Source organism: Helicobacter labacensis, assembly GCF_003660285.1.
Lineage (GTDB): Bacteria > Campylobacterota > Campylobacteria > Campylobacterales > Helicobacteraceae > Helicobacter > Helicobacter labacensis.
The window spans coordinates 1-14,033 of record NZ_QXQQ01000011.1 but is presented as its reverse complement, the minus strand read 5'-3'; the positions used below and the strand labels follow the sequence as shown (position 1 = coordinate 14,033).

The following is a 14,033-nucleotide window of genomic DNA, read 5'->3' as shown; positions in this document are numbered from 1 at the left end:
ATGCACTAATTTTAGACAAAGGAACACTATGGGAAAGAGTTTGTATGAAACCTTAGAAGTGAGCGAGGGGGCTAGTCCAGAGGAGATCAAGAAGTCTTACCGCCGTCTGGCACGCAAATACCATCCCGATCTCAATAAGGGTAAGGAAGCTGAGGAGAAGTTCAAGGAGATCAACGCCGCTTATGAAATCTTGAGCGATAGCCAAAAACGCGCGCAATACGATCGCTTGGGCGATAGCATGTTTGGGGGGCAGAATTTTAGCGATTTTGCGCGCGCAAGGGGGGGGAATTTTGATGACATTCTCTCCCAGATTTTTGGGAGCGGGGGGTATGGCTTTGGGGGGGGGCTTTGGGAGTGCCTTTGGCGCGAATTTTGCAGGGGGGTTTAGCCCTAGAGTGGATTTAGACATTCAGGTGGATATCCAAATTAGTTTTAAAGAAGCGGTTTTAGGGGGTAAGCGTGAAGTGCAATTAAGCCATGATGATAGCTTTGATCTCAAGATTCCCGCTGGGATCAAAGAGGGTGAGGTGTTGCGCGCGCGTGGGCGTGGACACCAACAGGGGGGTATGCGTGGCGATGTGCTCTTAAGAGTGCATGTTTTAGAGGACAATGAATACACTAGAGAGGGCGATGATCTCATCAAATCCTTTGATGTGCCCTTGAAAATCGCGCTCTTTGGGGGCAAAATGGAGGTGCAAACCCTTTATAAGGAGGTGAGTCTTAAAATCCCGCCCAACACCAAGAACGCACAAAAATTCCGCCTTAAAGAACTTGGAGTGAAGAATCGCAAGAGCAATGGCATGGGGGATTTGTATTTGAAAGCCAATGTGGTCTTGCCCCATACCGATCACATGAGCGCGCAATGCAAACAAGTGCTACAAGAACAATTGCCCTAAGGGATTGATGATGCTAGATTATGACGCACCCCTTTACTTGATCAGTGTGGTGGCTAAGATTTTAGGGGTGCACCCCCAGACTCTACGCCAATACGAAAAGGAGGGTTTATTAGAACCCAAGCGCACCGATGGGAAAATGCGTCTCTACTCCCAAAGAGATGTGGACAAGATCAAGACGATTTTGCGCCTCACTAGGGACATGGGTGTGAATTTAGCCGGGGTGGATATTATCTTGCGTCTCAAAGATCGCCTAGATGAACTCGATCGCCTCAATGAAGAACTCCAAACCCACATGCAAAAAAATGCTCCGGTGAAACCAGAGGTCAAACGCCTTGAAAAAACCTCTTACGAATTGATCTTGTTTAAAAAGTCTTAAGGAATATTTGGTAGCATTTAGTAATACTTATGCGCGGTAGCGCATAAGTTAAGCATAAGTTAAGCATAAGTTAAGCATAAGTTAAGCATAAGTTAAGCATAAGTTAGGCATAAGTTAGGCATAAGTTAGGCATAAGTTAAGCATAAGTTAGGCATAAGTTAGGCATAATGCCCTCTCAAAAATCTAGAAGAAAGGATAGCAATGACTGAAAACAACGAAAACAAAGATGAAAAGGGTGTGGTTGTAGCAGGAGTGGGTGCAGCGGCTGGGGCTGCTGGAGCTGTGGGGGCAGTGGCTGCAGGCGGTGCGGTGGCTGGTTTGTCTGATGCGGGCATCACGAGTGGTTTAGCGGCTATAAGCTCTGTTGTGGGTGGAGATATGGCTATTGGGCTGGGTGCGGTGGCTGTTGCGCCCGTGTTGGCGGGTGCTCTCACCTATGGTGTCTACAAACTCTGTGGGGGTGGGAATGATGAAAGCAAAGAAGAGTGGATCGATTTAAAAAACCACAACGATTGATGAAAAGGGCGGGCGTGCAACACCTCATAGCCCGCACAAAACGCGCGCGATCACGCTTTGTGATCGCATCATAGATTCTTTGGGGGCTTGCGCGCTAAAGCCCCTAGCTTAGCTATAAAGAATATGCCGACCTTGGTTTTCCAGCCCAAAAGAGAAACATATTGACTATGTTACAATGAACCTCCACTTTAACTAGGAGGTTTTTATGCAACGAGCACTAGAAACATTAGAACAAGAGATTAAAAAACTTAAACGGGCGATGCGTTTGGGCAAGAGTGCCTTAGAAGAGGGCTTAGAAGTGCAACAAGAAGCGGAGGAACTGCATGCTAGCTTTAGCGCGTTTGCTGAAAGTTTAAGCGGTGTGCTAAGGACTTTAAGAGAGCATTATGCGCGCTTAAAAGAGGATGACTTAGAGCTAGAAAAACTTGTAACTAAGCTCAAACACGCCCAAGCTAAAATTAGCGCACCTTTAAGCGCGCTAGAAAAACCCGCCAATGCCCAAGAGGTCTTAGAGGTGCTAGAGGGCTTGCAAAGTAGTATTACAGGTTTAGAGGGTGTGCTAGAGGGGCTACAATCCCAGCCCAGCCAGTCCGCACCCCAAAATTTTGCTATCTCCAAGAGAGCTAAAAAATATGTCCCCCAAAGCAAGGAGGAGCTTAAAAAATTAGTCGCTGATGAGAGTATCCATTTAGGGGAGATTGACATTAGCAAGATTACGGATTTAAGTTTCGTGTTTTCGCATTCAACTGGGAAGGCAGGGGAGCAAGTACCCGCTTTTATGCGAAGGAACTTTGAAGGGTTAGAAACTTGGGACACTTCTCATGTAACTAACATGAGGGGCATGTTTTGTCGGGCAATTTTGTTTAACCACGACATTTCTAGTTGGAATGTGTCTAGGGTTAGGCATATGGGTTGGATGTTTAAAAAATGCGGACTTTTTAACCAACCCTTGAATAGTTGGGATGTGTCTAATGTTACAAATATGCGCCATATGTTTTTGGGTTGTGAGGATTTTGATCAACCCTTGCACAACTGGGATGTGTCTGGAGTCGTGGATATGACTTTCATGTTTAAAGAATGTGAAAATTTTAACCAAGACTTAAGCGTTTGGAGTGTGTCTAGTGTCCAGTGTGGTTTAGATGACATGTTTAGGGATTGCTCTAGCTTTAAATACTATCCAGCTTGGTATAAAGTGAGGCGTTTTAGGAAAAGTATCTAAGGCGTGAGAACCTTAAGTCGCCCCGCCCCAACAACCCTCCCCCGTTGGTGTCGCGCTTAAAACGCTAAAACTCTAAGCCCCTGCTCAAAAAAAATAGGGCGCATGATGAGGGTGCTATCCCCGCCTTGACATGCCCGCCCTGCCCTGCTATCATAGTTGCTAAAGACTAGGAGAGTGCATGCAAAAGGGCGATAAAATTTACATAGCCGGGCATAGGGGCTTGGTGGGGGGCGCGATTGTAGCGTGTTTGCAAGAACAAGGTTTTGACAACTTAATTTTAAAAACCCATTCTGAATTAGATTTAACACAGCAAAATGCGGTCGAACATTTTTTTGAGATAGAACGCCCCGACATTGTCATTTTAGCGGCGGCTAAAGTGGGGGGGATTTTAGCCAATAACACCTACGCGCGGAGTTTATTTACCAAAACTTAGCCATCCAAACCAACACGATTCACTATGCCCATAAATACGGGGTGAAAAAGCTCCTCTTTTTAGGTTCTACTTGCATTTACCCTAAAGAATGCCCCCAGCCCATTAAAGAGCAAGCCCTACTCACTAGCCCCCTAGAGCCCACCAACGAGCCCTATGCCATCGCTAAGATCGCTGGGCTTAAGATGTGCGAAGCCTACAACGCCCAATATGGCACGCATTTTATTTCTGCGATGCCCACCAATTTATACGGAGAGTATGATAACTTTGACTTGCAAAACTCCCATGTCCTGCCCGCCCTTTTAAGAAAAATGCATCTAGCCCATTTGCTAGAGCACAACCGCCTAGATTTAGTGTTGCAAGATTTGCAAGTGTCTAGCCAGCAAAAAGCCTTGAGCATTTTAGAACAACACGGGGTGAGCGCGCAGGGGGTGCGCATTTGGGGCAGTGGTGCGCCCAGACGCGAGTTTTTGCATGTGCAAGATTTAGCCCGGGGATGTGTCTTTCTCTTGCAACACCAACAAGCCACTACTACGCTCAATCATACGAATATTGGCACGGGGGAGGATATTAGCATTAGAGATTTAGCCAACTTGATTAAAGAGATTGTGGGCTTTAAGGGGGCGTTGGTTTTTGACACCTCTAAGCCCGATGGGACTTTGTTAAAGTGTAGTGATGTGCGTAAAATCGCACGCTTAGGTTGGAGGGCAAGTATCCCCCTCAAAGAGGGCATTGAGCAAGTGTATAGGTGGTATCAAAACAGATGAAAAAACATTCTTGGGTTATAATCTCTATTTTCTTATTCTTCTTTGTACCTAGTTTTGGCTTGGGCGCGCCACACACGCCTACAAATCCCCAAGAGCAAGCCTTTTTCAAGGCGGCTAAAGACCTCTATGATTCGCTCGTAAATGCCCAAGAGAGTGCCTTGCAAGCTGCCATTAAAGCGGAGTGTGATCCAAGCCAAACGGATCAATCTTTGATGGCTTCAAAGGCAGTAGCACGGCATTACAAAACATGGATTAGCCTAGCTACCCAAATGATAGATCATGTGCCTTTTATGGCACGCTTAAAAAGCCTCTCACTTTATAACCAAATTAGGAGCTTTGAGGCTTTGCACGCCTTTGGATTGGTGCGCGCTAAGATTAATAATTGGGTAAATTGTGCGAATGTGTTTTGGCACGACGAAGTGCCCCCTCCAAAGCCCCTTGAAGAGCAAAAACTCTTAAAAGTCTTGCAACAAAACCTAGAATTTTTCTACTCCCTTTTACTCAACGCCTCTAAACAGGGCTTGCCCTTAGAATCTTTTTTGCATACTTTAACTTGGGGAACTGCATATAAATCACCCACATTATTCGGCACATACACTTACCAATACACCCTACTCTCACAACTGCGCTTCTCTTCAAAAGAAGACTCCGCCAAGCTCAAGGAATTAAAGGAAATCTTAGCCAAAGACTCCTCGCCTACTATTTGCGCCTTAAAACCCTAAGAGCGGGTTTAGATAATTTCCTCTTAAATACATACGGAGATGAGATTGAGTTGGATGTTCGAGAAGAAATGGCCCTCTACAAACAGGTCAAAAAAACTTTAGGCTTGAGTCTGCAAGATATATACCTTTGGAGAAAATATTACGCTTACCGCTTTAATACATGGTTGTATGGTGTGCGCACGCTGAGTGCCTCTCAACCTCCTGCTCCTCTTAATCTCTTTGCTTGCTTCCATGCCTCTAAAGAAGACATTCCTGCATGCCAAGCCTTATTAAAGCACCCCGATGCACATTTCTACGACCACTTCCGGTATACCCGCCTCATCGCTTTTAATGATCAACCCTGCCTCTATCTCACCCCCCAAAACACGATCCAAACTTTTCCCTCTAAAAACCCCCTTTGTCAAACCCTGCAGGCACATCCTCCAAAAATAGGCGCGCCCGTGTCCTCTGATTTGATCCAAGCCTTTCAAGAGGCTCAAGATACCTTAATATACATGCTAGATACGCCCCCCCATGACCCCAAACCCCTTAAAAAACGCCTAAAAGCCATTTTGCAAGCCACCCCCCTAGCCTCTCTGCGAGGTGCTGAGTGGCATCATGTGCTTAGTTACGAACGCCTCCATCTTTTAGCCCTTTTGAGAGGCTCTGTGAGCTCTTTTTCTGGTATTGATGATAGATACCCCCCCGCCAACACTTCCATCCCTGTGTTGGCATACCATTACCTCCACCTGCTTGATTTTTTCTACACCCCCTTAATTAAAGCCGTTAAGCAAGGCTTAAGTCCTAGTGTGTATTTACAAGACCTTAAAAAATCCGCTCGTAATGCCACCTACCCCTGCGCACAAGAAAAACTCTGCACACGCCCTGATAATACCCCAGAGAGTGCGTGGCTTGAAGATTTTAGAAGCACTAAATTGGGCAGTAGCCTTGTAAAAAGATATGAGTATGATGTTTTTAATAAGCCATTTGTAGAGTGGGATTTTTCAATAATGGATTACGAGCGAGGGGTTTTAGCCAATAGAGATTTAGCAAAACGATGGACTCCTAAAGAGGCCCCGCTATGGGATTTGCACTATAAAAGACGCATTGAGGCGTTTTTTGACAACAAAGACTTTTACACAGACACGCTATTACACCCAGAAAAAATTTCGCTAGATCGTTTGCGTGCCAACCCCACCCCCTGCTTTACCCCTAAATATTTAAGCCCAGCTAGCGTGCAAAACTGCCAGCTAATCCTAGAGAAGCAAAGTTTTAACACGCTTAAAATCCGCGACTATTTAAAAAGCATGAGACTCTTAAGCGTGGATGGTAGTCCTTGCTTGTATCTGCACGGCAAAGAGCAATTACGCGCTTTTAACTCTAAAAACCCCCTCTGTCAAGCCCTGCAAACACGACCCCCTAATTTCTCTCCCCCAAGCCATATAAAAAGGACACTTTATAACCGATGAAAAAACATTCTTGGACTTGGTTTGTAATCCCAGCTTTCTTGGCAACCTTTGTGCTTAGTTTTTATTTCATCGCGCGCGCCCAGCACACGCCCCACAAAAGCGCGCCATTATCCTTAAATAAAGATGCCTTTTACAACGCCCTGCAAAATCTCTATGACTCCATGCTAAATGCCCATAGAAAAGCCTCTGAAAATGCCCGCTGTGATGGTGGCACAGACCCTGATTACAATTCTATAGAGATGATCAAGCACCATGCCAACACTTGGATCAAATTGGCTACGCAAATGGTAGACACGCTCCCCACTATCAAACAGATTCAAGCTAACTTGCCCAAACCCCTAGCTGCGCGCATTAGAAACTTTGAAATCTTGCATGCCCTCTCTTTAGTGCGCGCCAAGATTCCAGATGTAGATTGTTATGGCGATCGCAGACCCCCGGACTATGACACTGTGGATAAGCAATTTGATTCCTTTACCCCCTATGCGCTTAAAAAAGAAGAATTTTTACAAGATTATTCTACAAGTCTGGAGCTTGTGTATGCGCTCTTGATCCAAAGTGCTAAACGAGGGCTAGATATTCGTGCTTACTTGCACTTTTTGGAAAGAGCGCTTGATGACACACCCCTTGAGCTCAGAAATGACAGAAATTATGACATTAGCCCTTCTACAAATCCTTTAGCCGCTGCCCAGTTAAAAGCCTTGCACTTTAGCACAAATTCCTATCTTTTTCCTACCATTGCTTTTGCTAGTGATCTAGGGGCTTACAGTTCCAAAGCCTATGTTAAGGAGATTTATAAGCCCTTAAACTTGGATTTAGGTTTTATTAGGGCTTTGAATCTGTATTATATTAGCGTGCTTTGGCGTGTTTATGGTGTGGCTAAACTCCTTAGTGCAAGCCAACCCCTAGAGCAAACCCTTAAGAATTTCCCCCATATTTGTTTTGGCATGGCTTTATCTAAGGAGGTTAAGGTGGCTTGTCAAGGGGTGCTAGCGCGCCCCAATGCCAAATTACAAGAGTATTTGCGCCGTGTGCGACTCATAGGCTTTAATAACCAACCCTGCCTTTATCTCACCCCCCAAAACACGATCCAAACTTTTCGCTCCAAAAACCCCCTGTGCCGTGTGTTGCAAGCCCACCCCCCTAACATGGGCGCGCCTGTGTCTAAAGACTTGGTCATGGCTTTTCAAAACGCCCAAGATTTTTTAACAAATACCGCGTCCACACGCGATGATATTCAAGAGTGGTTGCCCACTGCCAAAGCATATTTTAACGCCATTTTACAAGCCACCCCCCTAGCCTCTTTGACAGGCTCTAAGTGGGCTTACTTGCTAGATTATGAGAGTTGGCACCTCTTAGCTCTCTTGGAGGGCATAGCCCCTGCCCCCCTACTAGCTCAAAAGTATGCGCGCTTGTTAGATTTTATCTACACCCCCCTAATCCAAGCCTTTAAACAGGGGCTTGATCCTAGCTTTTATTTGAAAAATCTTAAAGACTCCCAATTCCACGCCATCAACCCCTGTGCTACTCAAGATTATTGCACTTTGCCCCCTGATATCCCCCCTAGCTTATGGCTAGAGGACTTTAAAAGCGCTGATTTGGCGATGGACTTTGTAACGCATAACAGAAGTTTTGGGCTTGATTGGTTTCATGCGGATGTGTGGTATAAGAGCCTTCCGGCTAACCAACAGCAAGCCTTTAAGTTATGGGATTTGCACTATACAAAACGCGCAGAAGCCTTTTTTTACAGCAAAGATTACTATGTAGATACCCTAAAACACCCCGAAAACCTCTCTGCATGGTGGTTGCGCACCAACCTCACCCCCTGCTTTGCTCCCCAATATTTAAGCCCAGCCAGCGTGCAAAATTGCCAACAAATCTTTAACTCCCAAAGTTTTAGCCCCTCGGCGTATCGCGATTATCTCACAAATTTTAGACTCTTAAGCGTTGGCAATAGCCCCTGTTTGTATCTGCACACTAAGGATCAATTACGCGGCTTTAAGCCTAAAACTCCCCTCTGTAAAGCCCTGCAAGCATGGGCACTCTACTCTCCTCCCAAAGAGATCGCCCTGCCCCCCCTATTTTTACAATCCCTAGAGACGATGCGCACGCGCCTAGAAGAGACTTTACAAAAGGCGTACCAACAAGACTCCATCTGTAAGCGCGATCGCGCGTACTTTTTACAAGGCGTGTTACCTCAGCTAGAACAACAAGCCCAAAGCGCGCTAGAATCTCTGCCCTTACTGGCTAATTTTAAACCCAACAATGACAAAGAAAAGGCGTTATTAAAGCGTATCCAACAACAAGCGATGTCGCTCCTCTTTGCCCTCTTAGAGGGGGGTTCTAAGGATAATTGCCAAAAAAGCCCCCCCGTCCCCACACAAGAAATCGCCCAAAATTTCATGCGCGCTCTGAATTTTCTCTACCAGCCACTCATGCGTGCCCACACACAGGGGTTAGATGCGTGGTGGTATGTGCATACTCTAGCGCGCATTCAAGAATTTCAATGCGCTGGGGGTTGCGAGGGTTTGGGCAAAAGAATGCAAGGTGTTGCCAACGATCGTTCAGTGTCCGGAAATATCTATGATGGGCGTATCGCCTACACCATTTACCAAGACTTTGACATTATCTCCTTGATTTACGACTTCATCATGGGCAAGCCTAACCCCCATCTAGGCTACAATCTACTCAACGCGCTCAAAGTAGCCCGCACCGCGCCCCACCAACAAAACGACCAGAGAGATCATATTTTTATCTTTTCTTTGGATAAAAATTTGGATATGCATTTTTTAGGCTCTACAAATGACAATCAAGCCCTTGATCTCTCTAAAGAGGGTATTGCTACCATGATGGACCAACAAAAGCCCCTACGCCCGGTAAATTTCTTTGCCTTAAGGCGAGTTGCCCAGTTTTTAGAAGATCAGGGGATTTTGGACATCGATCGCAATGACGATCTCTACAACACCTCTGTTTTGTACAATAGCTTGACTTTCTTCTCCAAATACCCCGGGGCGTGTTTGCGCCCGGAGTATTTGCGTAAAAGCACCCAAAGCCAGTGCGCCCAGATATTTAGGAGTGAAAGATACGATGTAGCCACCCTGAAGGCGTATTTGCAAAATTATATTATGGTGAGCATGCAGGGTGTGCCCTGCTTGTATTTAGATGAGCAAAAGCAAATTAAGGGCTTGGGTTCTGCTAGCAGGCTGTGCCAAAGCTTGTTAAAACCCTTGAGTAAAAAAGGATGGTTTTATCACGATGAAGGGCATTAGGCAATGGATAGGCTGTTTTGTAGGCAGTGTTAAGCCTTAATCTGCTCTAATGCGCCCCACTCACCACATTCTCGTACGCTTTTAATCTCTGCTCCCACATCGTTTTAACTTTTTCAATCTGTTGTTTTTCTAGGGCTCTAATAAAATTTTCCATGTGATCGTAGGCGATATGCCCTTTTGGATCAATGCGCAGATAAAAATTTCCTTCTAGGAGTCTTTGGCGGTTAAGCTCTCTTTCTTTTAGCCAAATAACCATGCAATGATCAGATGCCACAAAGGGATAGGGGTGGTAAAAACAACTCCCCACACTCCCGCTATTAACTAGGGTGATTTTATCTGAACGCGCGTAAAACTCCGTCCTTTAGGGCGGAGATGTAAGTGCACACTTCTGTAAGTCTTTTGGGAACTGAAACTAGCCTTGCGGACTATAAACAGCAAAGCCTTTCGAGCTTAAGAAACGCTAGTTTCTGTTAGTTAGGAAGCTCCTCCCTTTAGGGAGGGGCGGTTCACGAGAGTTTGCAGGGGCTAGAACGCGGGGATGATATTATCCACAAGGTGCAGGACAATAGCGGGAAGTGGAATGGCTTTAAAAGGTGGCTTAATCAAAAAACCGGGGGAGTGGTAGGCATTGACCCAGAGCTAGCCCAGACAGATAACTCCATTAACCAATACATCTATTCTCTAGCGCGCGCGATGAACAAGGGCAAGACCACTAACCAGACCATAGAGGACGCAAAAAACTTAAGCGCGCTCAAGCTCAGAAGCGCGCAGGAGAATACGGCTAGAATACCCCCAGCCTTGAGAGCCAAGCATACCACTACATTGATATAGATTGTGTGGAAAAGGGCACGGGCAAAATCCGCCTAAACCCCCCCATAGCGGGCAACCAACTCCCCACAAGAGCACGCCGCATAGCCCCCGCCAATAGCCTAGCCATTTCAAGCGTACGCCCTAATTTAAAAGGCTTTGCCTACATCAAAGAGAGCATGCCAACTACGCTCTTTTCTACCGGCTTTGCCATTTTACAAGGCAAAGAGAGCCTAAAAACACCCTTTTTATACGCCCTTTTTATGTTTTCAAGCGATTTAATGCGCCAAATGGAGGAAAAGATGCCTAAAGCCTCTTACCCTAGCCTCAACACTGAGGATTTTAGAAACCTTAAAATCCCCCTCCCGCCCTTAAAAGCCCAAGAGCAGATCCTAGCCGTGGTGGAGGCACTAGAATCTAAAATCGCCCTTTTGCAGGCACAAAGTCCAAACCTGCAAGCACAACAACAAGCCATTTTGCAAGAGTGTTTAGGCACAGCAGAGTCAAACTAGATTGCCAAATCCACCCTACACCCCATCTAGCTATTGGCTTTCCCAAATTCAAAGATGGTTTTAGCTTTTTTGATGTGCGCTAGGGGCACGCGTTTTAATGCGCCCTGAGTTTCAAAGACAATGACCTCGCCCTCTAGTGTCCCAACCACCCCCCTAAAGCGTTCGTTCTGCACAGTGCGCACCTCCACTAAATCCCCAATAGAGAGCGCAAAATGCCTAAGCTTGCTCAAAGTGCGCTCTAAGCCCATAGAACTCACTTCTAGGCAGTAAGAGCCGGGCATATTGGCATGCACATCTAGCAAGGGGGAGATGAGTAGGCTAGCCTCTTGGCAGGTGTCTAGGGTCGTGGGACCTTGCAGGGCTTTAATGCTGATGCGTAAAATGTCGCGTTGGTTTTCCTTCAAAAGGGCGACATCGTAGAGCGCACAACCCATACCCTGTAAAGTGCGCTCCAAGAGGGGTTCTAAATTCTCTAGCATTTGGGTTGGGCGATGCGCGCAAAGAGGCGTTCCATGCGCGCCTCCTGCTCTAAGGACTCATCAATATGAAAACTCAACTGGGGGCATTTAAACCACCCACTCACCTGCAAGACATGCGCTCTGAGTAGGGGCGTGGCTTTCTTTAGGGCTTTGAAAATGGAGGTCCTCTCCTGTGTTTCTAGCAAATGCCCGTCTAAATAAACATGCGCGTGGTGCTTGCCCTTAGAGCAATGCGCGCGCGTGAGCGTGAGATTTTGCAATCTAGGATCGCCCAGCGCGCTTAAAGCCTCCTGTATATACTCTAGTAAGCCTGCATCTAGGCGTTTGGCATGGATATTTTCCATTAGAGAATCCTTGTTTGTTGGACTTCTTTAAAACTCTCAAAGACATCGCCCACGCGCACATCGTTGTAATGATCGAGCATGATCCCACACTCATACCCCTTAGACACCTCTTGAGCGTCATCTTTAAAGCGTTTCAAAGACACGATTTTACCTACATGCACCACCACGCCCTCTCTAATCAAGCGCACCTTAATGCCCTTGTTAATCACCCCATCAACCACCATGCACCCAGCGATCGTGCCCACTTTGGGGATCACAAAGGTTTCACGCACTTGGGCTTGTCCTGTGTCTTCTTCATGGATCACCGGACTCATCAAACCACCCATTAGAGCCTTCATGTCATCTAAAAGCGCGTAGATCACGCTATAGGTTTTGATCTCCACGCGCAATTCTTTTGCGCGCGTGCGCACATTGCCTGTGGGGCGGATATTAAAGCCTAACACGAGCGCGTGCGCACTATTGGCTACTAAAGCTAGATCGTTTTCGCTAATCCCCCCCACACCCGCGCCAATGATTTGGATACCCACTTCCTCATTATTCAAGCCTAGCAGGCTGTGCTTGATCGCCTCCAAACTGCCCTGAGTGTCGGCTTTGAGCACGATAGGAATCTGGGTGATCTCTTTAGTTGCCACCATAGAGGCAAGCTCATCAATATGCACCTTGGTGCTCTTGCTCAAGGCTTTTTGGCGTAAATAGGTCGCCTTTTTATGCGCCAAACTCCTAGCGGTGTTTTCATTTTCCACCGCGATCAAGGTGGAGCCTGCCATGGGCACTTCGCTTAAACCCGTGATGAGCGCAACTTGGGAGGGTTTTAATTCTTTCACACCCACGCCCTGATCGTCTGTCATGGTTCTAATTTTACCAAAGGCGATGTCAGCCACCACCGAATCGCCCACTCTAAGCGTTCCTTGTTGCACAATCAGCGTTGCTACCGCCCCGCGCCCCTTTTCTACACTCCCCTCCAACACCACCGCGCGCGCGCTCCCCTCTTTAGAGGCTTTAAGCTCCATGATCTCAGCTTGAATCAAGATCGTTTCTAATAGGGTGTCAATGCCTTCTCCAGTCTTAGCCGAAATGGGGATAAATTCGAACTCCCCGCCCCAATCGCGTGGGCTAAAGCCTAACTCCGCACACTCAGCCTTGAGTTTATCCACATTGGCGTTTTCTTTGTCCATTTTATTCATCGCTACGATGATTTGCACCCCGGCATCTTTAGCCTGTTTGAGCGCTTCAATGGTTTGGGGCTTGACTCCATCATCAGCGGCGATCACAATGATGGCAATATCAGTAACCTTAGCTCCTCGTTCGCGCATCTGCTTAAAGGCTTCATGCCCGGGGGTGTCAATAAAGGAAATCCACTTATCCCCCTTTTGCACCATGTAAGCCCCGATGTGCTGGGTGATCCCCCCAGCTTCACTCCCAGCTACGCGCTGGTTGCGGATTTTATCTAGCAAGGAGGTTTTGCCATGATCAACATGCCCCATAATGGTTACTACAGGGGGGCGTTCGATCAAAACTTGGTTCTCCTCCTCTTGAGCCTCCTCCACAAACACCTGCGCGCTTTCAATCTGCACCTCTAGCTTGAACTCTTCGGCTAAAATCTCAATGGCATCGCGATCCAAAAAGTCGTTCTTGGTTACCATCATGCCCAAATTAAAGAGGGTTTTGATCACATCGGCTAGATTGAGGTTTGCGCTTTGGGCAAATTCATAAACCCGCACCTCTTCAGAAATGCTAATGGTGCTTTGCACGCTTTTTTGTGTGTTATCGCTACGATACACGCGCTTTTTACGGCTAGAACGCCTAATCCCCCCCTCATTGACCCATGGGGTCTTACGCTGGATTTTGAGTCTATCTGTAAGGGCTTTTTGGGGGGCTTCTTCTTTGATCTCTAAATCTTGGGCATGGAAGTCAAATAGCACGATTTCGTCTTGTTCGTCCTCATAGAGATCGTTAAAATCGCGATTTTGGGAGAAATCCAATCTTTGGGCGCGGTTTTTCGCGCTGGGTTTAGCCACACTCTTAGGTTTAGAGGGTTTTTTAGCCTTTTTCTCGCCCGCCTCTTTCATCATAGAGGCTAATGCCGCTGCCCTAGCCAACGCCGCTTCCTCTTGATCGGTGCGCTTGACAATGCGGATTCCACGCGTCCTTTTACTCAAAGCGTTGGGTTCTTTGGGTGTGGTGCTCTGTTCTACAGGCGCGCTGGGTTCTTGGAGTGCGGGAGAGGGAGGAGGTGGGGGGGGAGGGGGAG

General features: G+C 46.8%; 12 protein-coding genes and 2 pseudogenes. 10 read left to right on the top strand and 4 right to left on the bottom strand.

Annotated elements, in window-relative coordinates; genetic code table 11:
- The first annotated feature begins 28 nt into the window (after nucleotides 1-28).
- The 8 genes and pseudogenes from EAO33_RS04545 to EAO33_RS04510 all read left to right on the top strand — a co-directional run bounded on the left by EAO33_RS04545 (nucleotide 29) and on the right by EAO33_RS04510 (nucleotide 9,640).
- Nucleotides 29-896 (top strand): annotated as a pseudogene (locus EAO33_RS04545) (DnaJ C-terminal domain-containing protein).
- A 10-nt stretch (nucleotides 897-906) separates the two neighbouring features.
- Nucleotides 907-1,272, top strand: coding sequence for a heat shock protein transcriptional repressor HspR (locus EAO33_RS04540; RefSeq protein ID WP_120945400.1), 366 nt, complete (start codon nucleotides 907-909; stop codon nucleotides 1,270-1,272).
- 201 nt (nucleotides 1,273-1,473) lie between these two features.
- Nucleotides 1,474-1,788 (top strand): hypothetical protein, encoded by a 315-nt coding sequence (locus tag EAO33_RS04535; protein WP_205589504.1) that lies wholly within the window; start codon nucleotides 1,474-1,476, stop codon nucleotides 1,786-1,788.
- Between the two features lie 205 nt (nucleotides 1,789-1,993).
- Complete coding sequence (locus EAO33_RS04530) at nucleotides 1,994-3,007, top strand: BspA family leucine-rich repeat surface protein (protein ID WP_120945398.1); 1,014 nt, start codon at nucleotides 1,994-1,996, stop codon at nucleotides 3,005-3,007.
- A gap of 178 nt (nucleotides 3,008-3,185) precedes the next feature.
- Nucleotides 3,186-4,204: pseudogene (locus tag EAO33_RS04525) on the top strand (GDP-L-fucose synthase family protein).
- Nucleotides 4,201-4,926 (top strand): hypothetical protein, encoded by a 726-nt coding sequence (locus EAO33_RS04520; RefSeq protein WP_205589503.1) that lies wholly within the window; start codon nucleotides 4,201-4,203, stop codon nucleotides 4,924-4,926. The pseudogene EAO33_RS04525 and the gene EAO33_RS04520 overlap by 4 nt, the downstream one beginning before the upstream one ends.
- A gap of 50 nt (nucleotides 4,927-4,976) precedes the next feature.
- The gene (locus EAO33_RS09455) at nucleotides 4,977-6,374 is read left to right on the top strand and encodes a hypothetical protein (RefSeq protein WP_235853056.1); all 1,398 of its coding nucleotides are present in this window, start codon (nucleotides 4,977-4,979) and stop codon (nucleotides 6,372-6,374) included.
- Nucleotides 6,371-9,640 carry a hypothetical protein gene (locus EAO33_RS04510; protein ID WP_120945396.1) on the top strand — a complete coding sequence of 1,090 codons (3,270 nt, stop codon included), beginning with the start codon at nucleotides 6,371-6,373 and terminating at the stop codon, nucleotides 9,638-9,640. Before EAO33_RS09455 ends, EAO33_RS04510 begins: the two co-directional genes overlap by 4 nt.
- Before the next feature lie 46 nt (nucleotides 9,641-9,686).
- Here the strand turns inward: EAO33_RS04510 and EAO33_RS04505 are convergent, their stop codons facing one another.
- Nucleotides 9,687-9,947, bottom strand: a complete 261-nt coding sequence (locus tag EAO33_RS04505) for a hypothetical protein (RefSeq protein WP_120945395.1) — start codon at nucleotides 9,945-9,947, stop codon at nucleotides 9,687-9,689.
- Nucleotides 9,948-10,156: 209 nt separating this feature from the next.
- Here EAO33_RS04505 and EAO33_RS04500 point away from each other — a divergent pair, with 209 nt between their 5' ends.
- On the top strand, nucleotides 10,157-10,471 hold the full coding sequence (locus EAO33_RS04500; protein ID WP_120945393.1) for a hypothetical protein: 315 nt from the start codon (nucleotides 10,157-10,159) through the stop codon (nucleotides 10,469-10,471).
- A 5-nt stretch (nucleotides 10,472-10,476) separates the two neighbouring features.
- Nucleotides 10,477-10,959 carry a restriction endonuclease subunit S gene (locus EAO33_RS04495; RefSeq protein WP_120945391.1) on the top strand — a complete coding sequence of 161 codons (483 nt, stop codon included), beginning with the start codon at nucleotides 10,477-10,479 and terminating at the stop codon, nucleotides 10,957-10,959.
- 26 nt (nucleotides 10,960-10,985) lie between these two features.
- Here the strand turns inward: EAO33_RS04495 and EAO33_RS04490 are convergent, their stop codons facing one another.
- The 3 genes from EAO33_RS04490 to infB form a co-directional block, all read right to left on the bottom strand.
- Entirely contained in the window at nucleotides 10,986-11,438 is a 453-nt protein-coding gene (locus tag EAO33_RS04490; protein WP_120945389.1) for a ribosome maturation factor RimP, read from the bottom strand.
- On the bottom strand, nucleotides 11,432-11,782 hold the full coding sequence (gene rbfA / locus EAO33_RS04485; RefSeq protein WP_120945387.1) for a 30S ribosome-binding factor RbfA: 351 nt from the start codon (nucleotides 11,780-11,782) through the stop codon (nucleotides 11,432-11,434). The genes EAO33_RS04490 and rbfA overlap by 7 nt, the downstream gene beginning before the upstream one ends.
- Nucleotides 11,782-14,033: translation initiation factor IF-2 (gene infB / locus EAO33_RS04480; RefSeq protein WP_120945385.1), on the bottom strand; the 2,252-nt coding region annotated here is incomplete at its 5' end. The genes infB and rbfA, both read right to left, overlap by 1 nt.